This is a genomic window from Acetobacter malorum (genome assembly GCF_001580615.1).
Taxonomy (GTDB): Bacteria; Pseudomonadota; Alphaproteobacteria; order Acetobacterales; family Acetobacteraceae; genus Acetobacter; species Acetobacter malorum.
In genome coordinates this window covers 141,660-167,969 of the sequence record NZ_LHZC01000053.1, presented here as the reverse complement: position 1 = coordinate 167,969, position 26,310 = coordinate 141,660, and the positions used below count along the sequence as shown (strand labels likewise).

25 protein-coding genes and 6 tRNA genes are annotated in these 26,310 nt (G+C 54.4%); 14 read left to right on the top strand and 17 right to left on the bottom strand.

Annotated elements, in window-relative coordinates:
- The first annotated feature begins 254 nt into the window (after window positions 1-254).
- The gene (locus AD930_RS11590; protein WP_156477029.1) at window positions 255-752 is read left to right on the top strand and encodes a hypothetical protein; all 498 of its coding nucleotides are present in this window, start codon (window positions 255-257) and stop codon (window positions 750-752) included.
- Window positions 753-998: 246 nt separating this feature from the next.
- Here AD930_RS11590 and AD930_RS11585 read toward each other — a convergent pair whose 3' ends face one another.
- The 4 genes from AD930_RS11585 to AD930_RS11570 form a co-directional block, all read right to left on the bottom strand.
- Window positions 999-1,736, bottom strand: a complete 738-nt coding sequence (locus AD930_RS11585) for a hypothetical protein (protein ID WP_156477027.1) — start codon at window positions 1,734-1,736, stop codon at window positions 999-1,001.
- A gap of 299 nt (window positions 1,737-2,035) precedes the next feature.
- Window positions 2,036-2,112: transfer RNA gene (locus AD930_RS11580), tRNA-Arg, on the bottom strand.
- Between the two features lie 118 nt (window positions 2,113-2,230).
- Window positions 2,231-2,307 (bottom strand) — tRNA-Arg (locus AD930_RS11575).
- 93 nt (window positions 2,308-2,400) lie between these two features.
- Complete coding sequence (locus AD930_RS11570; RefSeq protein WP_156477025.1) at window positions 2,401-3,408, bottom strand: hypothetical protein; 1,008 nt, start codon at window positions 3,406-3,408, stop codon at window positions 2,401-2,403.
- 170 nt (window positions 3,409-3,578) lie between these two features.
- On the opposite strand from AD930_RS11570, the gene AD930_RS11565 reads away from it, so the two are divergent.
- The 5 genes from AD930_RS11565 to AD930_RS11545 all read left to right on the top strand — a co-directional run bounded on the left by AD930_RS11565 (window position 3,579) and on the right by AD930_RS11545 (window position 7,222).
- Window positions 3,579-4,148, top strand: coding sequence for a hypothetical protein (locus AD930_RS11565; protein WP_156477023.1), 570 nt, complete (start codon window positions 3,579-3,581; stop codon window positions 4,146-4,148).
- A gap of 69 nt (window positions 4,149-4,217) precedes the next feature.
- Window positions 4,218-4,826: a hypothetical protein gene (locus AD930_RS11560; RefSeq protein ID WP_061506380.1), complete on the top strand. Its 609-nt coding sequence runs from the start codon at window positions 4,218-4,220 to the stop codon at window positions 4,824-4,826.
- Window positions 4,827-5,167: 341 nt separating this feature from the next.
- Complete coding sequence (locus AD930_RS11555; protein WP_082781854.1) at window positions 5,168-6,376, top strand: site-specific DNA-methyltransferase; 1,209 nt, start codon at window positions 5,168-5,170, stop codon at window positions 6,374-6,376.
- A 17-nt stretch (window positions 6,377-6,393) separates the two neighbouring features.
- Window positions 6,394-6,570, top strand: coding sequence for a hypothetical protein (locus AD930_RS17885; RefSeq protein ID WP_156477022.1), 177 nt, complete (start codon window positions 6,394-6,396; stop codon window positions 6,568-6,570).
- 304 nt (window positions 6,571-6,874) lie between these two features.
- A complete protein-coding gene (locus AD930_RS11545; RefSeq protein ID WP_156477020.1) occupies window positions 6,875-7,222 on the top strand; it encodes a hypothetical protein in 348 nt (115 codons plus the stop codon).
- A 1,074-nt stretch (window positions 7,223-8,296) separates the two neighbouring features.
- Here the strand turns inward: AD930_RS11545 and AD930_RS11530 are convergent.
- Window positions 8,297-9,349 carry a hypothetical protein gene (locus AD930_RS11530; RefSeq protein ID WP_061506374.1) on the bottom strand — a complete coding sequence of 351 codons (1,053 nt, stop codon included), beginning with the start codon at window positions 9,347-9,349 and terminating at the stop codon, window positions 8,297-8,299.
- A gap of 108 nt (window positions 9,350-9,457) precedes the next feature.
- On the opposite strand from AD930_RS11530, the gene AD930_RS11525 reads away from it, so the two are divergent.
- Entirely contained in the window at window positions 9,458-9,844 is a 387-nt protein-coding gene (locus tag AD930_RS11525; protein ID WP_061506373.1) for a hypothetical protein, read from the top strand.
- A 6-nt stretch (window positions 9,845-9,850) separates the two neighbouring features.
- Here AD930_RS11525 and AD930_RS11520 read toward each other — a convergent pair whose 3' ends face one another.
- Genes AD930_RS11520 through AD930_RS11510 form a run of 3 tightly spaced genes read right to left on the bottom strand, consistent with a single transcriptional unit; the run spans window position 9,851 to window position 11,580 of the window.
- Window positions 9,851-10,615: an ATP-grasp domain-containing protein gene (locus tag AD930_RS11520; protein WP_061506372.1), complete on the bottom strand. Its 765-nt coding sequence runs from the start codon at window positions 10,613-10,615 to the stop codon at window positions 9,851-9,853.
- Window positions 10,616-10,630: 15 nt separating this feature from the next.
- The gene (locus AD930_RS11515) at window positions 10,631-11,266 is read right to left on the bottom strand and encodes a hypothetical protein (RefSeq protein ID WP_061506371.1); all 636 of its coding nucleotides are present in this window, start codon (window positions 11,264-11,266) and stop codon (window positions 10,631-10,633) included.
- A gap of 2 nt (window positions 11,267-11,268) precedes the next feature.
- Window positions 11,269-11,580, bottom strand: coding sequence for a hypothetical protein (locus tag AD930_RS11510; protein WP_061506370.1), 312 nt, complete (start codon window positions 11,578-11,580; stop codon window positions 11,269-11,271).
- Between the two features lie 230 nt (window positions 11,581-11,810).
- On the opposite strand from AD930_RS11510, the gene casA reads away from it, so the two are divergent.
- The 5 genes from casA to cas6e are packed head-to-tail and all read left to right on the top strand — an operon-like array spanning window position 11,811 to window position 16,221.
- A complete protein-coding gene (gene casA, locus AD930_RS11505; RefSeq protein ID WP_167375184.1) occupies window positions 11,811-13,310 on the top strand; it encodes a type I-E CRISPR-associated protein Cse1/CasA in 1,500 nt (499 codons plus the stop codon).
- Window positions 13,307-13,816, top strand: coding sequence for a type I-E CRISPR-associated protein Cse2/CasB (gene casB, locus AD930_RS11500; RefSeq protein ID WP_061506368.1), 510 nt, complete (start codon window positions 13,307-13,309; stop codon window positions 13,814-13,816). Before casA ends, casB begins: the two co-directional genes overlap by 4 nt.
- A 5-nt stretch (window positions 13,817-13,821) precedes the next feature.
- Entirely contained in the window at window positions 13,822-14,889 is a 1,068-nt protein-coding gene (gene cas7e, locus AD930_RS11495; protein ID WP_061506367.1) for a type I-E CRISPR-associated protein Cas7/Cse4/CasC, read from the top strand.
- Complete coding sequence (cas5e, locus tag AD930_RS11490) at window positions 14,889-15,557, top strand: type I-E CRISPR-associated protein Cas5/CasD (protein WP_061506366.1); 669 nt, start codon at window positions 14,889-14,891, stop codon at window positions 15,555-15,557. The genes cas7e and cas5e overlap by 1 nt, the downstream gene beginning before the upstream one ends.
- 1 nt (window position 15,558) lies before the next feature.
- Window positions 15,559-16,221, top strand: a complete 663-nt coding sequence (gene cas6e, locus AD930_RS11485) for a type I-E CRISPR-associated protein Cas6/Cse3/CasE (RefSeq protein ID WP_082781852.1) — start codon at window positions 15,559-15,561, stop codon at window positions 16,219-16,221.
- Between the two features lie 326 nt (window positions 16,222-16,547).
- Here cas6e and AD930_RS11480 read toward each other — a convergent pair whose 3' ends face one another.
- From AD930_RS11480 to AD930_RS11470, 3 genes are all read right to left on the bottom strand, one after another.
- Window positions 16,548-17,636, bottom strand: coding sequence for a DNA cytosine methyltransferase (locus tag AD930_RS11480; RefSeq protein ID WP_082781857.1), 1,089 nt, complete (start codon window positions 17,634-17,636; stop codon window positions 16,548-16,550).
- 13 nt (window positions 17,637-17,649) lie between these two features.
- Window positions 17,650-18,747: a DNA cytosine methyltransferase gene (locus AD930_RS11475; protein ID WP_061506364.1), complete on the bottom strand. Its 1,098-nt coding sequence runs from the start codon at window positions 18,745-18,747 to the stop codon at window positions 17,650-17,652.
- 129 nt (window positions 18,748-18,876) lie between these two features.
- Window positions 18,877-18,962 (bottom strand) — tRNA-Leu (locus AD930_RS11470).
- 505 nt (window positions 18,963-19,467) lie between these two features.
- Here AD930_RS11470 and AD930_RS11465 point away from each other — a divergent pair.
- Window positions 19,468-19,773 carry a type I restriction-modification system subunit M N-terminal domain-containing protein gene (locus AD930_RS11465; RefSeq protein ID WP_061506363.1) on the top strand — a complete coding sequence of 102 codons (306 nt, stop codon included), beginning with the start codon at window positions 19,468-19,470 and terminating at the stop codon, window positions 19,771-19,773.
- Here the strand turns inward: AD930_RS11465 and AD930_RS11460 are convergent.
- From AD930_RS11460 to AD930_RS11435, 5 genes are all read right to left on the bottom strand, one after another.
- Window positions 19,762-20,919 (bottom strand): DNA cytosine methyltransferase, encoded by a 1,158-nt coding sequence (locus tag AD930_RS11460; protein ID WP_061506362.1) that lies wholly within the window; start codon window positions 20,917-20,919, stop codon window positions 19,762-19,764. The two genes, AD930_RS11465 and AD930_RS11460, sit on opposite strands and share 12 nt — an antisense overlap.
- A 519-nt stretch (window positions 20,920-21,438) precedes the next feature.
- A tRNA-Met gene (locus AD930_RS11450) sits at window positions 21,439-21,515 on the bottom strand.
- Between the two features lie 11 nt (window positions 21,516-21,526).
- Window positions 21,527-21,602, bottom strand: a tRNA-Gln gene (locus tag AD930_RS11445).
- Between the two features lie 172 nt (window positions 21,603-21,774).
- Window positions 21,775-21,851, bottom strand: a tRNA-Met gene (locus AD930_RS11440).
- Between the two features lie 76 nt (window positions 21,852-21,927).
- Window positions 21,928-22,212, bottom strand: coding sequence for a hypothetical protein (locus tag AD930_RS11435; protein ID WP_061506361.1), 285 nt, complete (start codon window positions 22,210-22,212; stop codon window positions 21,928-21,930).
- Between the two features lie 96 nt (window positions 22,213-22,308).
- Here AD930_RS11435 and AD930_RS11430 point away from each other — a divergent pair, with 96 nt between their 5' ends.
- Complete coding sequence (locus AD930_RS11430) at window positions 22,309-22,683, top strand: ubiquitin family protein (RefSeq protein WP_208598604.1); 375 nt, start codon at window positions 22,309-22,311, stop codon at window positions 22,681-22,683.
- A gap of 24 nt (window positions 22,684-22,707) precedes the next feature.
- Here AD930_RS11430 and AD930_RS11425 read toward each other — a convergent pair whose 3' ends face one another.
- Window positions 22,708-26,031: an AAA family ATPase gene (locus tag AD930_RS11425; RefSeq protein ID WP_061506359.1), complete on the bottom strand. Its 3,324-nt coding sequence runs from the start codon at window positions 26,029-26,031 to the stop codon at window positions 22,708-22,710.
- Between the last annotated feature and the right edge of the window lie 279 nt (window positions 26,032-26,310).

Genomic DNA, 26,310 nt, shown 5'->3' with positions numbered 1-26,310 from the left:
AATATGCATGCCCTATGCATGGTTGTGTGCCTCGCCAAAACAATTCATGATGCAGAAAGATAACCTCTCATCTGCTCATTAGCCAATTTCAATTAAGGTCTGAGAACTTCATGGCGCGGGGAACTGCTAATTTTTCGTCTGGATCTGCCAAGGCTTTAATCCGCTTGGAGCCAGCAGATGTGCCGCGCATCCAGATCGATAATTTCCGATGCGGCCGTGAACAGTGTCACGTAAGGTTCCAGGCATGGAGTATAATGCACGTTGAGATTAGCGTGGCACTTGACCGAATGAAGGCCATTCGGTGCCCTAAATGCAAGACGAACAATGTGCTGCTAGGCGAGGGGAGGACTCTCTCGGAGGATCGAGCCGACCGAGACGCATATTTCCAGGGGGAAAGAGAGCCCGGCCTCACATCGCGCAAAAACTGGTGGCTTGAGTTTGGCGAGAAGGGAAGCTCTTCTAAATTCCTCTTCAACATGCTGTCGGAGATCCCGGATATCCGTCTGGCTGTCCCATCCGACGCTTCTGATTTCAGGCGCTGCGTCCTTCTCCTCGACCTTATTCCTGAGTGGAGGGATAAGCTGGAATTACGTATGGCCAAGGCTCCGGACCCGTGGCCAGAACTGGCCAGGAACTGGGACTCTCTAGAGCGCACTCTCAGAAAAGAAAGCCCAGACCTAGACTTTTTCAAAGACAAACCAACATCGTTCGGTGGAATGCTTCAAATTGTTATCAGTTCTAAAAAACAATGAGAAACTCAGAAAAGAGTTCGAGGGTCGCCTCTTCAAGGAGTTTGAAGAAAAACTCCCAGTTACAGAAAAATATATTGCCGAACTCGGTAGATCTCTAGGAATTACCGGAAATGACGCGGATTTTATCATCCACCAGCATCTGTGTGACTTGCGAGATGCTGGCAAGTTGAAATCTATCAGAATACGGCGCAACACATATTGGGCGAACACCGGGCCTGGCTCGGCCCGATTGCCAGGGGGCGGCCGTCAGGAATAGGGCATGAGATCGCGTTTCACGCATAGATCTCTGTTGTATCGGAAGATTTCCTGAAGGTGCTGCCCCGGCTCAGAGATAAACCCTTCCGGGGTGACGCTGGAGTAGAAGCCCCTCAGCGTCAGTTCAGCGTCAATATTATGGTCCCAAAGCTCCTTTTTGACCCTACGGGTGATCCCCACGGCGTTCTTAAAAGGTAAGCAGAGGGATTCCATGACGTCAGCGTCAGCGAGGATGGCTCCGAGTTGCAAGGAAAGTCGATGGCGACTGTCCTGATCCGAAACGGGGAGCGGGAAGGCGTCCAGGCGCGAGCGCAATTCAGTCCGGATATTAGGGACTGTGTAAGAGATCAGGCCGTAAGCGACTTCGACCGGATCGGCGCAGAACCTATTTGCGGCAAGATCGGGGCGCAGGCACAGGTACAGTGAGTATGTCTCTCTCAGGAATTGTGCGGACAGTTCTTCTGATTGTCCTGGTGCGGACCTGTGTTCCATGACGGTATCATGGAAGGCTGCGGCCAGAGCCATTGAGAGCAAGACATCTGAGGCGTTGGCGCCATAGTCTCCCAGTCGCCCCTCTGAGATCCACATGCATGTGAGAATGGTGGAATTAATCACCACATCCATCATGTGTTGATAGTTGTGATAGAAAAGCTTATTCCCGCATTTTTCGACCGCTTTTGCGATCATGAAGTCCAAAAACTTACACTTGTCGGTATCAGCCTTGATCATCTTTCCCATCCACCTGGTCATGGCTGAGAATGACGCTCTCGTTCGTTCAGAGGATGGCTTTGGTAACGGCATTTTGGTGGGTGGGAAGGAGCAGACTTCCTCCATCATCCGCCGCCGAAACTCATTGAAGTCCGTTCGTTTTTGGTCTGGAGATCCGCCAGCTAATGCTTCTCTTATCTGATTAGAGAGGAGTTCTGGCGTTGTTCCATAAAAGAGGGGTGGGACATAGGACTGTCTCTGCATTATGCGATCAAATCATTTCTGACAAAATGCGTCATAACCCAAAACGCTGTGAAAGTTGGCCTGCTCTACAGGATTCGAACCTGTGACCCACGGCTTAGGAAGCCGTTGCTCTATCCTGCTGAGCTAAGAGCAGTGGTGATTATCCTTTGCTATGCAAAGGAATACCAAAACCTACAAAGAAAACGAATGGCCGTAAACCGCAAAATTGATCTTTCGGGCATCTTAATGTGCCGGTCGTCAAATGTGAGAGGTGGCCTGCCCTGCTGGACTTGAACCAGCGACCCACAGCTTAGAAGGCTGTTGCTCTATCCAACTGAGCTAAGGGCAGTGAATGCACCGCAATTCATATAATCCATGACGCGTTCCGCGTAAACAAAAAACAAGGATAAATCTGTGTATTGGTAATTACTGGCTTTCGGAATTAAGGCGTTGGGGCGCTATCGTTTTCCGGGGCCGGCTCATGATCGGTTTCTGCGAACGCCTCCTCGACCTCTACCTCAGTCAGAACGGGAAGCCCCATGTTGCTCCGCAATGCGTTTTCGGCTGCCAGTTTTTCCTTGAGGATGTCGTCAGCGCTGACTGTTTTTACCGCGGCAGACAGCTTGGGGTCCGTAGACGCCACTTCGAGGATTTTGATGAACGTGTCCCGATCCGGCGTTCTGGGCCAGTCACCATTCATGTTGAGGCTGCGCGGCGCTGCAGGGTCAACAGAAGTCCAGATGCCCCAGGGAGTGTTGTGCCGCCCACTGGAAATGATCAGGCGTGCGACATTATCCCAATTCTCCAAAGACGGAGAGTTGTAGAAGGAAAGCAGTTTATCCCTGCAGTCCTTGGGAAGTGGTCCAAGAGGGTTTCGGAGACCTCGGAAAAGAGCGGGAATGTCTTCAGATATGGATGCCTGATATTCAGAGATTGTTTGTTCTGCATGATCTTTTGAAGCGGCATTGCGTTTCGCAGCCACGGCCTGGAGATCTTCGTAATTGAGCTTCAGCGGCATGATAGCAGGCTGATACACCCTGTTCGTGTCGAATGCCTCTGAAATGGCGTCGACAGCCTCTTCTGGCGTCATTGGGCGGCTACGTGTTGAAAGATAGTGGCGAAATGGGTGCGACGCTCTCAGGCTGTATGCGGCGTCTGAGAGCCTGTTCCTGATGATCTGCTCGTAGCCATTGGGATCGGCTTTCCAAGCCCCTCTGATTTCATCCGGGAGGTCACGATAGTCATCCTTTTCACCGGCTGCGGTTGTCAGAATGATGCCATACCGGTCGTATGGAGGCATCTCGGTGATATAGACCATCCCAGGGCGCTCATCATCGGGCATGATTTCAAACGAGCGGCAGTTCGCGTGCTGCCATATCTCGGACAGTTCGCCACTGCTCTGGGCGAAAGAGATAGTCTTATGTAATGACCGGCGAGAAAAACTGTCCACTTGACGGGCCTTAAACTGGATTTGACTGCGGCTAACAATAGCGCTTTCCGTTGCAAACAACAAAAACCCTAAAAATTTGGATATTCGATTGTTACCCTTGTGGCGGGTTCACTAGCAGCGCCGTGAGAGGGTTAGAAGAGGTTCTCCCTTTCTGGTCTGAAGGGCATATCGTGGAAGAGAAGCCAGGCATTTCATTTACGCGCGCTGACAGGGCTTTTGTGAAAGCTTCGCAAGCGTTCAACTCTGTCGGAACTCCTCTTATTGTGACGGGCAGGAAAGGCTCTGGCCGCCTGCCAATGGCATTTTGCCTGGCGGAGTTGTGGGCTGTGTCTAACAAAAAGGGAAAGCCGCGCAAACGCAGGATAAGCGTCAATGTGGTTTCAAGTGTTTCCAGAAAAGACATTCTGGAGGAACTGGCTCAGGCGGCTGAGAAAGGAGGCGAGGACTGGGCTCTTGTTCTCCAAATGACCAATTCCCCCGATGAGTGGGCCAGGGCGGCCAAAATCTCCCAGAGAGCTGATCCAGATCTGTTCATTCTTGATGATATTGATTCACACGAACAGGCCGATGCGGCTATCGACCTAATCAAGAATGGCTACAAGGTAATCCTTGTCACGACAGGATCTGCTGGCACCGTAAAGGGGGATAGCATGCCGGACATGATATTGAGGATGCTGGTGGGGAGATTTCCTGCGACGTCTGTTCCTGTTTTGGATACGACGCGCAAGTCTGAAGCCTGAAGGACCGAGGTGGCTTGCACGCGAACACGCTATCATTCCCGGCACAACCAGACACAGGAGAGGTTCGTTATGAGCGATAGCGGTGGTCATAAGCCAATGACCAAAGAGCAAATTGAGAAGGCCGTGCGCAAAACCTCAAGCCTGCACACTCAGGAAGCACTGGATGCTTACGTTGCTATTGGTGTGTTGCCTGATCTCGATGATGATAGGAAAGACGCGGCAGACTGGGTGTACGATAATTTTCGCTTCGGTGTCGCCCCTGAAGGTGCATCAGGATGGGAAAGCGGAGGCAATGAGTTTGGCAGGACGGTGTTCCTACCCAACGGCGATGGCGATACAGTGAAAGGCTCTTTCGGCATCCGCTTCCGGCCGGATACTTCTGACGTAGCTGATGTCTGGTCTTTCGATCAGAACGGAATGGGAAATGGAACGCCCCGACCGGACTGGTATGAGCGCCGGAATGAGCTTGAATGCGGCCAGGTTTTTAAGACATTTGATGACCGCACTGTGCAACTGGATCGACCCGTTCCAGGTGATGGCACCAAATGGTACGTGCTGAGCTGGTTTCGTGGCGGGTGGTCCTGTGAGGACGACACGATTGAGCCTGGGGACCTCGAAGATATGATAGAAGATCCTGAGAAGGCCCCATCGGCAGAACCGGAATCCCCTGCACCGTAACGAGGCTCAGGGCAACACCTCCGCCCTGAGAGGGAGCCTAAGGGGAAACGTCCTGATCAGGGGGGGTGGTCGAGTTCTGGCCGCCTCGGCCCTTAGCCTTGCAGGCTGGCTGCGTTCAAAGAAGAGGGGACTGTGTCTCTGCCTTGGACCCTGATGATCGTCCACGCCTGCAAGTTTTTAGCCTCAAGCGCATGCAAGTCTGAAGAGAAAATTTCATGAAGGGATCGGTGGGGGCAGCCTTTCCAGCGGAATTGATAAAAAGATAACCCGTTTCAAAACTATCCTTTCCGTTCAATTTATCCTATAATCCGCAAAGATAATTCTGAATTTTATGGTTTATTATGCCCGTAACAAGAAAACAGCTTCTTCTCCCATTGATTTCCGCATTGGCTAAGGCCGGAGGGGAGGGAAGGCCTTCCATTGTATATGATGACATTGCACGGGAACTTGGACTGACCGATGCTGAACGGAATCAGAAGACGAAGGCTGATCGAACAGGTAAGCAGCACAATGTGTTTGAGCGTAACGTGCGATGGATGCGTCAGACGGCTACCCGCAAAGGGTTAATTTCCTCCCCGGAGCGCGGCCTGTGGACTCTGACCGATATCGGTCATGACCGTCTGAATAATGCCTCTGAGGGGCTTCTTGTCACGATCTTTGAAACCCCTCACGGCCACGCACTTTGGGGGAAGCTGGAAACTGCTGTCGGGCATTTTGAAGACAGGGCGATTGATCTGCTTTTTACCAGCCCTCCGTATCCCGGAGCGATGAAGAAGTATGTGAATGGCGATCTGGACGAAGAAAACTGGGTCGCCTTCATGATGGACATGATCAATGGTTTCGCGCCGAAGATGACCGAGACCGGATCGATGATGCTCAATGTCGCAGAGACATACGCGCCCGGACTGCCGGTAAAGCAGGAGCATCTCACCAAATTACGCATGCGCCTTGTGACAGAGACACGTTTCCGAGTTCTCGATACTCTCTACTGGCACAATACGTCGCGGCTTGCCTCGCCGTTCCGGTGGGTTGCGCAGCAGCGCATCAGGCTTAAGCCCTCCGTAGAGCCGGTGCTCTGGATTTCGGAAAATCCTTTTGCCAAAGCGAACAATCGCAACGTGCTTCAGGATTATAAAAAGCCGCCCACAGAAACTTATCACAAAGGAGGGCTGCGGCCCGGTGGCCATCGGATGTCAGCGACCGGTTTTTCGCGCGACAACGGAGGGTCTATCGCGCCGGTGCTGTTCTCTGCTGGTGGCAGTGCCGGGCCGAAAGCTTACCGTAAAGCGCTCAAGGCGGAGGGACTTCCTCAACATCCGGCAATTATGCCAGAGGCCTTGGCTCGGCATTGCGTTAAACTGGCGACCGATCCGGGGGATTTTGTGGTGGACCCTATGGCCGGGTCATTGACGACGGCCGCAGCTTGTGAAGCTTTGGACCGGGATTGGGCCTGTATCGACAGTTCTCTCTCATATCTGGCGGGAGCGCGCCATAAGTTCCCCGACAGAGAGGAGAATGAAGATCTGCTCGATGTTTTTCTTAACCGTTAACTGGAGTTTTTGAACACATGGCATCAGATCAACAAGATACGGCATCTGAAATCAAAGCGGCGATCGAAGCCGAGCGCACCCGCCTACGCAAAGAGATTGAAGCCCTACCTCCCATGTCTCAATTCGGGAGCGCATCTGGAGGGATGATGAAGTCCATGATCCTTAAGATGATTGCTTCCGCCTCTGATTCATGAGGGGTGTGCATGCACAGCGTCTGTCTGAGGGGCATGCAAAGGGATGACTGGATGAGCGATGGGTGGAGGCCGATTGGGACCGCGCCATGCGATGGAACCAAAATCCAGGTCAGGATACCGGGGTATGGCGAAAAGAACCTGGTCTTATGGCGCGGGGGACTGCTGACGGCGAATGGCGAGGACACAAGCGGCTGGCACTATGTTGCAGGCGACAGGGAACCCTCGTGCTGGAGTGATGGGTTGTGCTGGGATCAAAATGAGGATGGCCAGCCTTCCATTCAGCCAACGGAGTGGAAGATGCCTGATGCCTCTTTTTGTAAAGCAGCAAGCGAATGAGAATGTTGATTTGATGCCTGAATGGAAAGCCATAGCAGAAAGCGGGGTCGGGTCTCTCGATCTCTCCCAGATCAAGGTCCTCATAATCGATTTGGGAGATCATCTTTCAGGAGGCGACTTCCCCGGAATTGATCGTGCTCTCGGATCACTCGATTTTTCGCGAATGGGCGAAGATGCTATAGTGACCGTATCGCGGACCCTTTATCCCGCCCGCTCGGCGCTTCCAGGGTGGCAGAACTTCCTTCAAAATGCGCAGCATGAGATTGAAAAGAGAGGGTTGGATGGTCGTTTGTTGTGCGGCATAGTTGATTCTTGACCTTCTGCCCGCACTGAAGAGTGGTGGTTTCGGCGCTTCTGGAAATCCATGGTCACTTGCAAGCTCAACTCCTACAGTGTGCTGTCGAAGGAGAGCGCTATGAAGAGGCTGCAATTATTTGTTCAAGACTGGACAGGGCACCAAACAACACAGAGGCACGCATCTCACAGGGGCGGCTCGGTGGATAGGGACGCAAGGTTTAGCGTTGCCTGTGGGGTTCTGCAGCAGCCGGCCGGGCAAATGGAGAACCGTAGTCAATTTGATGTTGTCTATCATTATGACGCGGGTCTCGTTCGGTTTGGGAGCGCGGAGGAAATCACCCGAAAGATCCCCTCTATCAAAGGGGAAACAAGCAACATAGACATACATCAATGGATGCTAAGACCCGTATGGCGCGGACCTGTGAACGCATCAGACATCCCGTCGGGTGTTCTTGTGGGCCAGGTAATAGCCGAAAGATGCGCCATGCCATGTGCGCCGGGCAATGAAACATTCCTGATCTTCGGTCTACTGTCTTCATCCTCTCCCTTGGCTGCCCCTAAAATGGTGAGGGGGGAGGCATTCACATTCAGGGGGGGGTGACTGCTACACTGTTTACCCCTCGCCATGCGAGGCTATTCCAAAGGGCGAAACTCCAAAAGCCATCTTTGAGGCTCCGCAATGGGGATGGGGAGAGGAGCTGAAGGGATTCCTGTCCACAATGCCGTTGGAGGCGCAAGAACTAATGGATCGCGCAAATGAGTTGCGTGCGAAGCGCCATCTTTCAGCGAATGAAGTTCAGGAATTTGAGGAGATACGGATAGCGACGGATAACTCGGTTTTAAGGGTTGGAGAACGACCTGATTACGACCGTTATTGCAGGCTAATGCGAGAGGCCACCGGGGATGAGGCGTGGCTCCCTATGAGCCAACCTCGAACCGGAAAGCAAATCAGCGACATAGAATTAAGATCCGCAGCTATTATCAGGCACATGGAGAGAGAGCCTGACGATATTATCGCCCTGGAGTATATTCTGGCTGAGCTACATCCCGCAGCGAATGGGCCAGAAGAAGCTATCCACTTGGGCATGACACCCTAGCGAGTTGTGGGTTTAAGGGGCAAAGATGCCAAACTATCTGCCGTGATCTTTGGCAGCACTGCAGCTATTTGACTCTTTTCCAGAGATACATCCGCCTTCTTGGCTTCGTCTATTATCTGGGAAACCAGAGAAAACGGGGTTTGTGCGTCCGTGTTCTCAGTGAGAACACGGAAACGTCTATCACTCCATTGCCGGCGTGCCCAATACTCGGCCCGCGCCTCCACAGACACATCCACCTCGGGAAGATAAGAGAGTATCGCAGGTTCTGACAGGGCACCATTCTCAGAAAAAAGAGAAAGGCCGTAGTCCCCGCAGATCTGGAAGGAAGTGCAATTCTGAGCAGGGATTCCCGCTTGTCCCAGCAGACGCTTCCAGAGTTCACCTCTGGAAAGCCAATCCTCGCGGGTGATATTGTCTGGGGCGTCAGAGCCGCTCCAGTAGGGCATCGGGATTAGGGATGGGTGGCTCGAAAGAGCACTGAAAAGGTCGCTATTGTCGGCATGCAGGATGGCGTAATATTTGCAGCCTGCTGGACAGACCTCCCTGAAGACCCACAGTTCGGCTTCCACATCCAGTGCCGGTAGCCTGTGTCGAGATCTGGAGGCTTCCAGTATATCTGAGCTCGTGGAGCAAATCGCATGCCTCAGAGGTGATGATTCCGCTCCGTTTAGGGGGGTGTCGATAACGAGACCTGAGGCAATGCCAATCAGATCATCGAGCATCTGAGGAAGAGCTGTGAGTTGAAAGGGCATATCGATGCGAGCCGTGCTTCTCGCCTGCTCCACGAGGGCAAGTGTCTGTCGGCAGTTCTGCGCAGCTTTTGCGAGAGTGGTGACATCGTCGCTCACCTTAGATGTTAGCGTAGGATAGGGTTGGCAGCGCGCAAGGACTTTTTGATCGACAAGTCTTACGGCGCGTTGCAGCACTTCTTTGGCGATGACGAGCCGGGCCGCGGCCGCCGCTTGCTCTCGGAGGTCGTTGGAAAGATCCGCCACGTCATCCAGAGAATGGCAATTAACCTTGAATCCATTGTTAATCTTTAATGACAAGGAAAAACATTCCTTACAAGGTTTTCATAAAAGCCAAAGTAGCCTTGCTTGAATAGCTGATGTAATCACGAGCAAAGTCGATCTTATGGTGTTTAAGGAACAGTCTGGATGGTTGCAACGGTACACGTGATTCCGAAGCATGGTATTGCCGATTATCTAAAACACATGACCCATGGGCATGACCCTTCTCTCCAAGAGGCCCCGTTTTCTCTTGATCGCGTCTGGGTGGGGCAAGGTGAGAGCATCCGCTTGGGCGCGAATTGTGGGGAGTTTGAAGAATTTGCTATTTGCGAAGTCTCTGCTCTGGTTCCTGATACGCCCGGTATCCCGTGGGTTAAAGTGTTGCGGCGCGGGTATAAAACGAGGGAGATTGCAAAAGCGAATTTGACGTCTCATAAGGCATCTTCTCCTGCCTTCATAATCGACATAATGTCTCACTCAGAACTTGAGGAGATTAAATTTGAAGGGGGGATCATGACCAAGTCAACGCGGTGATCTACACTATAAATTCCGAGCTATCTCTTTAGTAATGCCTCCACAAAGATATGTTCCTGATGTCGATACTGAGTTGACCTCGACAATACGAACACTCCCTTCAGACCGACATAAATCAACGACAATGGCATCCGGCCAAAACTGATAAGAAGAAATGGCCTTAATCGCCTCGGATGCTTCGGAATCTGTAATAGGCTGCGCCGACGGGTCGGGGGTATCTTCATGCTGGTAAGGCGAAAGACCCAGCAGCGGGTTCCGGGCGCCTGGCATGGCAAAGCATCGTGTTTCGCTATGGAGGGGCGCTGTGGGCGCGATCACACAGTTCTCAGCGTTGTCGACCCGATAAGTGTTCTGAAAAACAGCAAATTCTGCCTTGTTTATGACTTGTCCGGGGAAGGATTTCATGCCTGAATTAGGTCTAATGAAGAGCCGCTCAGGCACGTAAGGATGCGAGGTTATGCAGCCTGCGGGCAGAATGATCGCGTTTTGATTTAGTAGTTTATGAGGCAGTCCGACGCTTGCCATGGCTTGCATGAGGAAGCTGAAATCGAAGTGGTATGGTGAGTCTGATATCTCTGGGTGCAGGCCAAGATTTTCAAGTTTGCGGCGCATCTGCAGCGATACGTGGAAGATTAGCCTCATCCTTCTGAGGATGGGGAGAAAGTCTTGGAAGGCGGCGCTTTCCAGAGGCACTTCATCCAGGCAAAGGGTCAAAAAATCTGTTTCAGGTGCTTTGGCAACACAGTCTTGCCATAGGACAGCAAAATCCATGTTTGAGGCTCCACTTCAGGATGTTATGTCGATCTTTAAGGCCGGTGCGCCATGGACAGTGCTGTAAGTGGACCTGAAAGCCGCGTCTAGGGCTGCCACGAGCATTTGTCGGGCAGAGCGCGGAGCTTCTTGCATCGATTTCAGAGGTACGGCGGCTACCCGACTAATAATATCCTCTGCAGGAAGAGTGAATTCATATTCTGGTATTTCTGGATCAATTCCCAGGAATGCCTGCAAGTCAATTTTTCTGGGGCTGCAAGTGAAGATTAGTGGTCCAAAGGGCCGAGGATTCAAACAAATCCGGAAATCTTTTTTAGGCTTATCGTGGATCAAGCGTGCGATTAACAGGCCGGATCGCGCGGCGTGCGAGATATCTAAAGACAACTTCTGAAGGAGTTCGATCTTAATTCCGGAGGCAGGCAATGCAGCAAGAACGCTGCCTGTCGTTAGGCCAGAAATCTCTAACATACTTGCCTCAGCATCTATATGCCTGTGATCCATAAGGGAGACATAACGAGCAAGGGCGGCGGAACTGTGTTCAGTGAGGCGGACGTTAATCGAATCAGGAGAATGCTTCCCCGATAAATCTAAATTGGAATCGGGGGGGGGCGAAAATTTTACTTCACAGTAATCAAATTTCACATCAGACACTTTTATTTCTCTTCGTTGTTTTTCTGTCTTGAGGCAAGCTGATCCGCTTCCTCTTTGTGGTTGGCTTCGAGCCTGCTGACATACTGCGCATAGTGTTCCTGGGCTTTGCGCTCAAGACGATCCGCCTGTGATCGGTCTCCGGAAATCATATAGGCTAATGACCACATAGCATTCCCTGCTGCGTAATAGCGATCCTTATCGACCATAGAAACTGATGCCCATCGAATACTCGTGTCAACGATGTCCAGCAGCTTTAGCGCCCTTTGTCGATTTATTCGGACGCTCGCATTTTTCCGTTTGTTCTTTTTAGGCATTTGGCTCGCTCTGTCGCGGTTGGTGAAGGCTTATGCGAGTAGACGGGTAACAGGCTTCCTTTCGCGAACAAGGTTAATTTGGTCTAAAGGATAAAACTTAAATTTAACCCTGGAAAAATCAATCTTCTGCGTTGACGTTAATTCTTCTCGCCGATATATGGCAAGGAATAACAACAAGAAAATCGAATGACACTCCACTCGACTTTTCGGTTCATCCGAGGGAAAGCCTTTTGAACTTCAACCTGATAACAACGCCATGGATACCTGTGCGCTGCGCCTCTGGTGAGCGGCGGGTTATCGCTCCATGGCAGATGGCCGAGAAGGGTGTTGTGAGCCCTGATTGGCCTCGTGCTGACCTTAATCTTGCCTGCTACGAGTTTCTGATTGGTCTGATTTTCCTCGCTGATCCTCCCCGCGACGCAACCGACTGGTATGCCCGGAGAGCTGCAGATCCCAAGCGATTGCGTGCGAAGCTGGAGGCTTATGCGGGCGCTTTTAATCTCTTTGGGGACGGGCCTCGCTTTTTGCAGGATCTTGAACCTTTGGATGGAGATCAGAAGGCGCCGGATATTCTGTTCCTTGATAGCGCAGGTGCGCAGACCATCCGCAATAATGCGGATGTCATGGTTCATCGCTTTCGCTATGACCGCCTTCCTTTTGCTGAAGCGGCGATGGGGATCTACACCTTGCAGTCTCAGGCTGCCTCTGGTGGCGCGGGGAACCGGACGTCAATGCGTGGCGGTGGCCCGCTTATCACGCTCGTGAATCCTGAGCGTGAACTCTGGGATCTTGTGTGGGCCAATGTGCCTTGCGGAGAGCCTTCAGATATTGAAGCTCTTCCGTGGATGCGCCCGACCGAGACGTCAGAGAAGGGGCAGGTTCGTCTGCCGCCTAAGGGGCGGGATTTTGACGTGGAAGCGTTTTTTGGAATGCCGAGGCGTTTGCGCCTCGTTTCCAATGGTGCCCATGTTATTGGCGTCATTCAGAAGAACTACGGGACAAAGTATTCTGGGTGGAAGCACCCTTTGAGTCCGTATTATCGTCTCAAGGTAGACGAGGAATGGCGTCCCAAGCACCCGACTGTCGGGCGCTTTGGCTACCGTAACTGGCTGGGTGTGATTGTCCGTCGCACAGACAATGATCTGACTGAGCTGGCACTAAACCTGCGTGTGTGGCTGGCAGAGCGGGGTGGCGGTGGTTCTGTCATTGTGGGCGGATGGGCTGTAGATAATGCTAAGCCGCTGGATTTTGTTTTTTCTCAGCAGAGGCTCAGCGCTTATTCGGATAAGGAAATTGGCGACCTCACTGCGTTGGTTAGCGCAGCGGGAGGTGTTGCTGATGCCCTGATTTCATCTTTGCGCCCCGTTCTTGGCGCGGGTGAGGCAAGAGCAGTTCAGAAGTCAGAATTCTACCTTGAGACAGAGGCTCGTTTTCGTGAGTCCTTCGCTCTTATCCTTGATCGAAGCCGTTCCCAGAACACTCCATACCCCGTCAATATCGAAGAATCCTGGCTGAAAGTGCTTCGCGCGCAGGCCCTGAAGCAATTCGATGCGGTTGGGCTGCCCGGCGTCAGCCTCAGGAGGGCCGGCAGGGTTGAGGCGGTGGTTACTGCCCGCCGCTTCCTTAGTATGGCGCTGAATGGTTACAGCAAGCCGGGGAAGGCGATTTTCTCAGCTCTGGGGCTTTCTGAACCCGTCACCAAAAAGTCAAAGAAGGCGTCAAAAGCGTGAGCAAAGATGAAAAACCAAAGGCCGAAATCGCGCTTGAGTGGTGGAAGGCTAACATCCACCCGCGCGACACCAAATCTCGCGCCCGTGCTCTTGGGGCACGCTTGCGTCGCGGTTCACAGACGAAAGTCCTGTGTGAGCCTGAAGTGCACGACCTGGCCAAATCTCTCCGATTTGGTCCGTACCGCTCGGACCTTATCTATCGGCTGGTGACCATTCTGGCCGAAGTTCGCGAGAATGACGGACGATCTCTTGCCAGCATCATTGGTGCCGGAGACAAAAAGCTTTCTCCCGCACGGTTCGAGCGCCTTATGCGAGCGGATGATGACACGGCCATTGATTACATTCGTCGTGCGATCATTGCGTCCGGGAGACGCTGCAATGTTCGCCAGCTTGCGGGCGACATCCTTTATTGGAATGAGCAAACAAAATCGCGTTGGTGCTTCGATTATTTCGGCCATTCCAATGCGACCTCTGAAACAGACACATCCAAAGACATCGAAAGCTAATTGTCATGACAAAATTCGTTCAGTTCCACCTCCTCACCAGCTTTGGCCCGTCCAACCCAAACCGTGACGATCAGGGTCGCCCGAAACAGGCTATGGTCGGGGGTGCCCCCCGTCTGCGTATGTCCTCTCAGTCCATTAAGCGTGCTCTTCGTGGTTGCTCACGCTTTGCGCTCGATCTGGCGGAACATATGGGCACCCGTACGAAACGGCTGCCCGAAAAACTGACCGCACACCTTGTGGCCCAGGGTGCCACCGAGGAAAAAGCCCGCCAGGTAGCGGAAAAGGTTGCTTCTGTCTTCGGGAAGCTGGAATCCACCCCCCGCTCCGGGGATGGCAAAGTGCTTACGACGCTGGCGTTTATTTCTCCGGACGAGTGGGCTTATGCAACCCAACTCGCTGAAGCAGTGGCTAATGGTGATCCTCTTCCGACGGACAAAGAACTCAAGAAAACTGTTCTTCGCCGGGCAGATGGTGCCATCGATATCGCTATGTTTGGTCGTATGCTGGCAGATGATTCTGGCTATAACCGCGAGGCCGCCGTACAGGTCTCTCATGCTATCACGACGCATCGCGCGCAGTCGGAAGAGGACTATTTCTCCGCTGTCGACGATCTTAATCAGGAAGCTGGAGAGACCGGTGCCGGCCATATCGGGGAAGCTGAATTCGGTTCCGGCGTCTACTATGAATATGTTTGCGTTAACCTCGACCTGCTTGAGAAAAACCTGGACGGCAACAAAGAATTGGCCGCCCGAGGGATTGAAGCCCTGGTCCGCGGTCTGTCTCAGGTTACTCCGTCAGGTAAGCAGAACTCCTTTGCCAACCATCCCCGCGCCCACTACATCCTGGCTGAATGCGGCGAGCAGGCGCCGCGTGACCTGTCAGGTGCATTCTTCGATGCAGTAACTGCAAAGCCCCTGATGGAGAAATCCGTCCTGGCCCTTGAGAAAACTCGTGAGGACATTGAAGCCGCCTATGGCAAATCCTGCGACAAGTCCTGCGTTCTCCATGTTGGTCAGAGCGGCACTCTCGAAGATATCGTTGCCTTCGTCGGCTCCGCTGTTCGGGGGGGCTAATGGAACAGTTCCTCGTATTCAGTCTGGCCGCCTCACTCGCATCCATGGGCGAACTGGCTGGGCATGAGCGCCGGGGAACACTTTTGTTCCCTACACGCTCCGGGCTTATCGGCATGATGGGGGCGGCCCTGGGAATTCGTCGGGATGGAGATTTCTCCATCCTTGACGCTCTCAAAATCGATGTTGCTATTTTCGACTCCGGATCTCCCCTGCGGGATTTTCATACCGTTCAGACGGTGCCGACAGTCGCGTCGAAAGCCCCCAATTCCCGGCCGGAAGCTCTTATTGAAGCTGAAGGAAACCTCAATACGATGATCACTCTTCGGGATTACCGGGGCGGGGTTTTTTATGGGGTCGCTGTGCGGGGCGAGAATCTGGACGAAATTGCCAATGCACTGAACAAGCCTTTCTTCACCCTTTATTTTGGTCGGAAATGCTGCCCTCTTTCAGCACCGCCAGGAGCCAAGGTTGTTGTGGCGGAAAGCTCCGAAGACGCTATTGCTCTGATAACCGCTCCGGCATGGCGCACTCCGGCTTTCGCACGGACCCTGGTTGAAGAGGGTGGGCGCGGTGAGTTCGTCAATGATGTCCCGGTAGATCGCCAGCGCTGGCATTTTTCATCGCGCGAAGTCGGCCTTCGCAACGTTAACATCGCAGTGGGGGTCTGAAATGTTTATCAGTCGTCTTACACTTTCGACCTCACCATCAGCGCGTGCTCTGGCCGGGTTTTGGCAATCCCCCAATGCCGGTCAGCGTAAATCCGCACAGCATAATCTGCTGTGGTCGGTGTTTGCTGATACCAAAGACCGAGAACGCGACTTCATCTGGCGTGAAGAGAGCGAAGGCGCATTCACCGTCCTGTCCCATCGGCCCCCACAGCAGAACGACCTTTTCGAGCCTCATAAGATCAAGCCTTTTTCTCCGAAGCTACAGGCTGGTAGCAGCATAATGTTCAAGCTTCGGGCGAATGCTACGCGGTCCAGGGATAACGGACGTATTCGCGCCGACGTTGTTATGGATGCACTATACGCAATCCCTAAAGAAGACCGGGCATTGTGTCGCATGGATATCGCTCAGGCAGAGGGTGAAGCCTGGCTGAAGCGGCAGGGGGAGGGGCACGGTTTCGAGGTGCTTGGGTGCAGTGTGGACGCTTATACTGCAGAGACCGTGCAGAGGTTCTCCGTTCGGGCCAAGAACGCTCCCAAATTTGGGATTCTTGATCTTTCAGGTGGTTTGAAAATCACAGACCCTGAAAAGTTTATTCAGAAGGTGTCATTTGGATTTGGTCGCGCCAAGTCTTTCGGGTGCGGTCTCATGCTTATAAGGAAATAGCCTCTCAGGAAGAGCGTTTCCGCATGCGGGGGGGGCTTGCTGACGGCCTTTGATCCATATGGTGTTCCCGCCGTGCTAGGGGGATGAACCGCTGGCCAACAAAACCGGCAAACAAAGGGCCTTATGTTCCCCGTGCAGGCGGGGATGGACCGACGACAGAAAACCAAGATCTGTTTACTCTCACGTGTTCCCCGTTGACCTTGTTGGTGGGCCGCAACAGGAAAACATCGGGGAGTGTCCTCAAAATGTTCCCCGCACAAGCAGGGATGACCCGAATTGTCGTCAAAAGGCTTTAAGCCCATACGAGGCGAGAAGCCAATAGAAGATCAGAGCTCGTGAGGCGAATTTATTAGGAAGTCGGAATTATGGTGACACTTACCTGAGCGGCATCCGATAGCGTCGGCGACACTCCGCCCCACCGCTGCCGCAAGCATAGGCGGCACTGCATTCCCAATTTGGCGCCATTGCTGTTCGATCGTACCGGCAAGGTCGAACGCATCGGGGAAGGTCTGCAGCCGCTTGATCTCGCTGATCCGGAGAATGCGGCTGCGCCAGTGGAACGGCCCCATGTTGTTTGATCGCCGCGCCTGTATCGTCCACGATGGCATGTCCGGACTCAACTTGAGTAGGAACGACCAATAGCGACCGCGCCACTTGAACTGAGGGGCGGGGTGGCCGCGCTTTTCGGTGAAGTAGAGATAATTATCGCCCGGAGGTACCTGGCGAAGCAGGTCATGATGCTGCCCGCCAGCGAAATGCCCTTCGTCACAGGCATTCTCTTCAGTGTCGAGATCAGCAAGCGCCTCGCCGGCTGTGACCCATGGAAGCCTGCCTGTATTGGGATCGCGCGAATGGGTTGGCGTAGGCAGTATAATCTGTCTATCTAGCGCCCCCACGACAAAGCAGCGCTCGCGGATCTGCGGCACGCCGAAGTCTGCGGCATTGAGTACACCGGTCGAAACCTTATAGCCGATCTTCTCCGCCCGCTCGATGATTGTCTTGAGCGCGTCGGAATGCACCCTGTACGCGAGCCCCTTCACATTCTCAAGGATGAAGCCTCGCGGGCGCACCCATTCGAGCATGCGAAGGTAACCGTCGACCGTTTCCCAGCCATTAGGATCATCGAGCGCGCGCGGCTTGTCCGTGCGGTAGAAGCGGCTTTTCGAGAAAGGCGGGCAGGGTGGCCCTCCTGCGATCAGGTCGATCTCACCGATCTTGCCGCCCATCGCCTCGACGACGTCAGCGCGTGTCCAAGTGCCGATCCGCCCGCCAAGGAAGGGTGTGCCCGGCATGTTGCGCCGCCATGTCTCTGCGCAGAGCCTCTCCAGATCGCAGGCAAGGGCTGTGCGGAACCCGGCTTCGTGCAGCCCGATATCTAAACCCCCGCAGCCGCTGAACAAACTGATGCTACGCATGTCGATCCCAATCCTAGCGGTCGACGGTAGCGAGCACTGCTTCGACCATACGCCGAGCAAGCGGCGGCGGCACCGCATTGCCGATCTGGCGAACCTTGTCCCGTCGGCTGCCGATCAGCCGGTATCCTTGCGGAAAGCCTTGAAGCGCAGCCATTTCGACAGTGCGCAGCCGACGGCTCGACCAATGGAAAGGTCCGGTCCAGGGGCCGGGCGAAGCTGCGATTGTCCAAGATGGGCGATCCGGGGAGAGTTTGAGCAGGAAGTTCCAGAAGCGTGTCTCGGTCACGAAGCTGGGATTGGGGTGCCCGGCCCAAGCCGTGTGCGCCTTGTAGTTCCATCCGGGCGGCACTGTGCGTAGATGCTCGGCCCAGCGGCCCGTCACGAGTTCCTCCGGCTCGAAGAACTCTGGGCGATCGAAGCCCTCAAGCGCCTCGCCCGCTGTGATCGCCGGCTTGCGGCCAATCACGCCCTTAAGCGTGTGGCTAGGCTCTGGGGCCACTGGACTGCCGCGCTTGGCACCAAGCAGGAACACGCGCTCGCGCGTCTGAGCTACGCCATATTCTGCCGCGTTCGCTGTCACCTGTGTAACTTGGTATCCGGCTGCCTCGGCCGCACGGCGGAAGCCATCAAGCACTGGCAAGTTGCGCGGGTGCTTGATGCTTGGGACGTTCTCGAACACGAAGCCGTCGGCATTGGTCTCAAAGATCAGCCGCCAGAATTCCTCGACGAGCGTTCTGCGCGCATCAGCACGTGCATCAGTCGGGGCAGGCGGGCGCTCCATAGCGATGCCAGCCGCGCGCGCCCGGCGATAGCGCGACTCTTCCCCGTCCTCGATCCAATAGGCGGCCTTGGAAAAAGGCTGACAGGGGGCACCGCCCACGACAATTAGCGGATCTCTTGGGCCAAGGTGGGCGGCCTGGCGCAGATCGAGCCCTGTGATGGCCGCGACATCGGTCTCAAGCACTGCTCTATGATAGGCCTCGTTGGCACGCAGCGTCCGGCAGGCGGAAGCGTCGATCTCGACGCAGGCGCGCATCTCGCAACCAGCATCGGTTGCGCCGATGCTGAGGCCGCCTGCGCCCGCGAACAGGTCAATGACTGGCATCAGCATAGCCTAAGCCCGCCAGTCAAAGTCGAGCGGAAGCTGGAAGCCGTATTCTCTCAAGCCTGTTCGCAGGGCAGGGGAAACGTATTCGCCTTCTATGGGAAGGATTTTTTTATCCTCTCAGAATAGTTGCCTTGGTGCGAACTGCGGGACTTGAACCCGCACGCCCTTACGGGCAGGAGATTTTAAGTCTCCGGCGTCTACCATTCCGCCAAGCTCGCTGAACCAAAAAGAACAAGGCTCTGGCCTTTGATCAGCAAGGATAAAGTCACAGTGTTTAATCCTTGTCAAATGCTGGACGGCTAGGAGCGATTATGTGGGGGAGAAGAAGTCACTTCTCGACAAGAGGCTTTCCAAAGCGTTTAAAACGGTGAGGGGCTGCCTGTTCCGACCCCATGTCGGACATACAACTGCCCAGACCGCATAAAGTCATCGGGATCTCATCAGAACTCTGAATTTGCTTGGCATTCCTGTCTTGTAGGAATGCGCAATTTTCCATAGAAAATCCAAAAATGATAATCTTGGGAAAGTATTTTGTATGGGAGCATACATCATGAGAATTGATGAAGTTGCCCACTATCTCAGTATCAACAGAAAAACCGCTTGTCGCTTTGCGGTCGACAGCAAGCTACCGGGCTTCCTGGGTGGTGACACCTAGCGGTTTCGGCGCATGGATATTGAGGGCTGGATCGAGCGTGAAGCCAGTCCGAAGAAGGACAAAAAGAGATGACCGGCCAAGAACAACGAGCAGCGCTACAACGGAAAATCTGGGACATCGCGAACGATGTGCGCGGCTCGGTCGATGGATGGGACTTCAAACAGTATGTCCTTGGCACGCTTTTCTATAGGTTCATCAGCGAGAATTTCGCCGCATATATCGAGGCGGATGACGAGAGCAATGACTATGCGGCTCTATCCGATGATGTCATCACTGATGACATCAAGGAAGACGCTATCAAGACCAAGGGCTATTTCATCTACCCTAGCCATCTGTTCGCCAATGTGGCGATCAATGCCAGCTTACGCAAATAAACGTAACTCCGGAAACTTTTCTGGTTTTTTGGTTTTTGTGATGCGTTTCGTTGTAGCTTCGAAGGGGAGTGCTTCAGCGATTGCTTTCCCCATCAATGGAGGAACCGCGTTTCCTACCTGAACAAATTGCTCCGTCCGGTTTCCACTAAATACAAATGTATCCGGGAATGATTGCAGTCTGGAGGCCTCCCTTACGGTGAAACTACGGTTCTGCTCAGGATGAATGTAGGCACCCCAATGAAGATCGCATTTGGTCAAAATGGTGCAGGAAAGATCATCCTTCCTTGGGCGTCCATACCGTTTCGTATGATCGCTTCTCTTCGCTCTTTTCATTCCGGCTGGCTGTAGTTCAAACGGAATATCTCTCCATGATCCGCCTTCAGGAATGTGCATCATCCGTTGTACATTAACAGCCGACAGTCTTGGAGCGGAATGATTGGCCACCCGCACAACTTTTCCTCTCAGAGTGCTCTGGTAGATATTTTTCGGTTTACTCCGATAGCGGAGACCGTCGGCGGATTCGCCATTTTCGAGGACAGGAAGATCAGAAATCGCATCCCATATGGTTACATACGGCAATAGGTCTGGACCATGTGTTGGCTTAGGAAATCGAATTGGCTGATCCGTCCGGGTGGCTATAAACACCATTCGACGGCGTGCTTGCGGAACCCCATAGTACTCCGCTTTAAGCACTTGCATCTCTACCCGATAACCAAGTTTACCCATCCCACGTCGTATTTCTTCGACAATGGCACCGTTTGCGATACTGGTGATGCCGGATACATTCTCCATCACCAACCACTTAGGTTTTAGACCAGCAACAATTCGCAGATATTCCCGAAATAGACCGGCTCTGGGATCGTGGACTCCCCTTTGATGGTTATAGACGGAATATCCTTGGCAGGGAGGACCTCCCACCAGAACATCAAGTTCAACGGGGCGCAGGCCTGTGCGGAAGAGTAGAGTCTCTGCACTTACATCTTGGATCGGACCGCCCAGAAAAATAGCTTCAGGATGTGTCCGGACAAATGTCTCTCCGGCCTTTATGTCGATATCTTGGCCAGCAAGCACCCTAAAGCCCGCCTGTCGGAAGCCTTCACTTAGCCCCCCGGCTCCACAAAAGAGATCAATTACTGTCCCACGCATAGCGTCACTTCATCCCGGTCTTATATGAGGGTATTAGTCCCTATGAATCCTACACATTTACCGGCAATCATGCATAGAGGCAAAGAAAGAACGGCTCTCCTGCAAACGGGGCTGATGGAACAAGGATAAAATAGTGGCTATCCGGCATATGAGGTATGATGGAACCCGCGTTCTGAAATAGAAACCTGTTGCCCGGCATTGGAGCATGTTTCTGCCTTGTTCATCGTCCCCCGCCAAAGCCTGTGTAAGACCTTGTGTAAGAGTTTGCGGGGTCTGTGTTTCTGAAAATCCAGAATAATGAACGAAAACAATGAGTTATGGCGGCGCGTACTGCGGGACTCGAACCAGCACGCCCTTACGGGCAGGAGATTTTAAGTCTCCGGCGTCTACCTTTCCGCCAAGCTCGCTTAACCAAAAAGAACGAGGCTCTGGCCTCTGATCTACAAGGATAAAGTCACAGCATTTAATCCTTGTCAAATGCTGGGCGGCGAAGGAGTGATTTTGTGGGGGAGGGGAAGATGGTGCGCCGGGAGGGACTTGAACCCACGACCAAACCGTTATGAGCGGTCCGCTCTAACCAACTGAGCTACCAGCGCATCTTCAAGAATGGCTGGGGTAGGAGGACTCGAACCTCCGCATGGCGGAATCAAAATCCGCTGCCTTACCAACTTGGCTATACCCCACCAATCGAACCAATAAAAATGAGGCCGTTGCGGTTTGCGCCCATGACGCAACACTCCGCAACGGCCCCGTGTCGTCTCTCCCGACAGTCACGGCATACGCCTTCCGTCCTCGGCATGCTTGGTGGTTAGGGAGGAGAGCTCTGGGAGATCACTCCATACACGCACTTCGCATTGGTTGCGGGAGCAGGATTTGAACCTGCGACCTTTAGGTTATGAGCCTAACGAGCTACCGGGCTGCTCCATCCCACATCACGCGCAAGGTTTTAATGGCCTTGCTTGACGCTGTGTAATCCTTGCGACGAATGATGGCAAGAGAGGATTGATCCTACTCCGTCGTTTTTTTTGCCATCTGCTCGGAATTCATTGTGGCGCAAAACTGCCGGGCCTTTTCGTAAGCCTCATCCGGGTTCGAGGTGAAACCTTTAATACGCTTCTGGACCTTCCCCTGCTTCAGTTTATTGCCACGACTGCGTTTGATCCACTGGAAACAGCCCAGAGTGAAGGTCTGCTGGCCAAGGAATTTGCCATAAATTCCGGCTGAGCCTTCGGCTGGAGCGCAGCTCCCGTTGAAGTCCCATTCACCCTCATATGCCTGCTCTGGTGTTTTCATTTATCCATTATCCCAGTTTGTATTTTCTGCTTTCATTGTAACCGAAGCGGCGGGCTGGTACAACTGAAAAAGCAAAAGCAGAGAGAAGGATTGGGCTTGGTGGATCAGGATCAAGCAAGTTGGACCGAAAGGTGGGTCCGCGTTATGGCCGATTATTCATCCTCAGGTGTGTGGGAGAAAGATGGTTGTGAGGGTGACGAAGATGCCCTCCCCATATCTCATATGCTGAAAGAGAGGCTTAAGAAATGGACTGAGTCCTACGAGCATTCTCAATTTTACTTGCCTGAAAATATGCGGGCGGCCACCGCATTTGATCTGGAAGGTTTTGCGAGAGAGGGGCTGGAAATTGCGAAGGCCCTTAAGGCTGAAATGCCGGACTGGACGGTGATCTATCACGACGAGAAAGCCTGCCACGCGAAAGATGATTGCTCTGACCGCTCCACCTTTGAGTATGAGGTCCTCCTGCCCTGAACCCTGAAGTAGACGGCAGGGAGATCAAGGGGAGGGGCAATCTTCTTCAGGCTCGGGTGCTGGCTCGTAATTAGCCTGTGCGCCCGCTTCAGTTTGCGGGTAGCCATTTCCGGGAGAAGGCACCGAAGGTCTCCACCCACCAAACGGACTATAGCCACCCCCAGGCGGCCTCTGTGGCTGAGAAGGGGGCGGAGGGGCAGGGGGTGTTGCGCGTGCGGTTGCCGCCCCAGGTCTGTAGCCGAACGATGGACGCATATTGCCTCCCGCAGGCGACAGACACGGCTGTCTGGCAGGCGCAGCAGGAGCGCTCTCCGGCGCGGGGGGTGCGGGTGTTTGCTGCGCCCCTCCGACGCCGGGGCGATATCCTCCATAGGAGAATGATGGCGCTGGCTGCGCGGCGGGGCCGGGATTGACAGGGGCCGGAGCCGCGGAGCTCGCGGGTTGCGGAGGTGCAGGACGGACCGCAGGAGCCGCCTGCGCCGCCCCAGGGCGGTAGCCGCCGTAACCGAATGCAGGCCGTGGTGCCGCCGCACTCCTTGGGTCGGGTTCCGGAGCGCGTGAAGTCTCGCCGGTCGGCCTGTATCCAGCAGGAGGGGTGCTGGCCGAAGGTTGTGCGCCTCGCACGGCCGGTGCTGCACCGGGTTTATACCCTCCGTATCCGTAAGCGGGCCGAGCGGGAGCACCCTGCGCAGGTGGCTGGGCTACCGGTGCATTGCCGGACGGGGCACCCCGGCCATAGCCACCGGGCTGCGCCTGGGGAGACTGTTGCGCTGGTGGCTGTGGAGCATATCCTTCCGTGGCGGGTGCGCCGGGGCGATAGCCAGGATAGCTGCCAGGAGCCGACCGGGCTGGCGGCGACTGGAGGGGCGGTTGAGATGCCTGGGCAGCCAGTCCGGGAATGTCTTTCAGGTTATGACCACGCGTGTTCCCGTATTTTGTCTGGAACCACCGCTCCCGGCCGCCTGGCTTCGGAAGATTGTCGCTATCAGGGCGGTGGAACCATCTATTCCGAAACTCTTTATCGTGCTTCGGAAGCATGATGTCAGCCAGAAGATCTGGAAGCATGGTCAGGCGCGTGTTTATTCTGCTGCGTTGCACGGCATTCGCAAAGGCGTCGAAACTCCCGACAACAGCCACGCCTTCTTTCCCTCGCGTCCAGCCTGTGTAGACCAGCGAGTTATCCAGCATGTTTGAATGCTCAGGAGTGGTTATGAGAAGAACGTAGCGGTACTGCTGGCCCTGCGACTTGTGAATTGTGATTGCATAAGCGACCTCGAACCGCTTCACCCAGTCCCAGTTGATTGGCTCATCCCGTTCTTCGCCGTTGTCAAAGCGGATCGTGACGGACGCCTTGGACTTCCCCTCACCGTTTTCAGCCGGGTTGTAACGCGTGATGAACCCACGGCTGCCGTTTACGCACAGCTTGTCCCCTTTGACGTTTTTGCGGCGCATGACCCGATCACCGATACGCGGAAGGGGCATATCCCTTGCATAGCGGGGCAGTGACAAGCCGGGAATGGGCGCACCGTTGCGGTTGAAGGCCGTAGACATTGCCTTGTTGATTTCCCAAAGACCACCGAGACCAGGGTTTTGTGGCCCGAGGATAGCGACATCCATCAGGGGGTCTTTATTCCCCAGGGACGGCATGACTTTCGTCATGGCGTGCACCACGAACGGCGCAATCTTTTCGGAGGTCACCTCATGCATTGAGGTGCCGCCAGATGCGTTTGATGTCAGCGCAGGAACGCCCCCGTGGCGGATTTCTTTCGCCTGCAGGGCCAGATTGCTGTTCGGATTGGAGCGGTAGGTGTTTTCCAGGCAGATGGCCGGGATCACGCGCGACCCATACGTTGCAGACCTGGTGTTCAGGCAGTTCTCCAGAAACGCACCCGCCCCGACAGACTGAAGCTGACCGTCATCTCCCAGAATTAGGAGAGACGCATCGGAGGGGATGGCGTCGACGAGACTGTCGGCGATGAAGACGTCCGCCATGGAGCCTTCATCCATGTAGACGTTGCACCCGGAGGGCAGGGGGTTCGATCGGTTAAACGTGAACCACGGAATGCCATCCGCGCTGTCCCCGCGGTATTTCAGCAGTGCCTGGATCGTCGCTGCATCCATTCCGGTGGTTTCGGTCATGCGCAGCGCGGCAGTCGCCGTCGGCGCGGCCAGGAGGAATGACCGCTTCTCTGCTCCCATGGCAACGCGCGCAGCAATGATCGCTTCGAGGATTGTAGATTTCCCGGTCCCAGGGCCGCCTGTGATGATGGAGATGCGCTCATGACAGGCCATTTCGACGGCGGTTCTCTGAACCGGGTCAAATCTCTGGAACTCCGGCTGCTGGAACAGCGCGGCACACGTGCGCTTTACCGTCTCTTCGTCACGGAGCGGAGGTGCGTTAAGCAGGCGGCCGATATTTCGGGCCAGGCGGTTCTCGACCTGATAGACGGCCTCGCGGGAGACCAGGGTTCGGCCGTCTTTCGATTTCCTCACGCGAAGTCCATATTTCAGGGCCTCTTCCGGTTTGGCCAGGAAATCGCGCAGTGCGTCAAGGCGTACGCCAAGTTTGGGGTCAATGCCACTAACCAGATCGTCACGCTGAGGCTGTGGGATGCCAGACGTCAGAATGTCGGTTACGTCGACAGCAGTTGACCCAGGAAATTCGACGTGCGGAATGAAGCCGGTTTTCTCCCCTTCCTCATTCGATGCGCTCAGCCCCTCACTCGCCATCAGAGAACGTCTGATGATGCCAGCGATGCGGCGAGGATCGTAGGGGTGGCCGCCAGTCTGTCTGAACAGCATGTCGGCCTTGGCCACGTCCACGCCGGGAATTGAAACGAGCTGGTAAGGATCCCCGCCGACACGATCTGACACCTTATAGCCGCAGCCACGGAAGACCATATCCAGGTCGCCGATTGTAAACCCAGCCCGGTGCATGGTGATCGCCATATGGCTTTCGCGTGTCGCACTTTCCCAGAACCGAAGGATATTGGCCTGGAACCTGTCCGGGTCATCACTGAGGCTACGCAGGATCGTGGGAGTGGCCAGAGCGCGTAAGAGAACGTCCTGTCCATATTGCCGGCAGAGTGCGCCGAACCTCCGCGTGAGATTGGATGTGCCGCACTGTTCCGGAGGGAGGAGGGATGAAAGGAATATCTGTCCTAAAGCATAGGTCTCAGGAACCCATGGGATCATGCACCATGCGTTGAACTCATCCCCCCGCGGCCCGCGCTTCCAGTCGCCATCGAGCTGATAGCAGCCGCCAACAACAACCTCTGGCACGGAACGGACCATAATCTTTGCGGTCGCGACTGATCCTGCCTCATCCACGTAGTCAGCAAGGAACATATAGTTCTCAGGCTTTCCTGTGGGAGGTCCGTCAAGCTTCGGAAACAGGATCTTTTTGACGACGACTTTCAAAGCAAATGCCTCTGGCCAGGCGGGTTTTATCCTTGGTCTTCCAAGATACAGGATAACCATGCAAGGGACAGGCGCAATGCTTTGATTTTGCGGGGGATTGTAGAGCGGGTTTCCACCGCTCGCCCGCGTTCCTAGAGTTGGTCGCGGTCTCCTCACCGGTATAGCCCCAGGAGGTTGATGGATCGACGCCTGGTCGGCGCTTCTCGC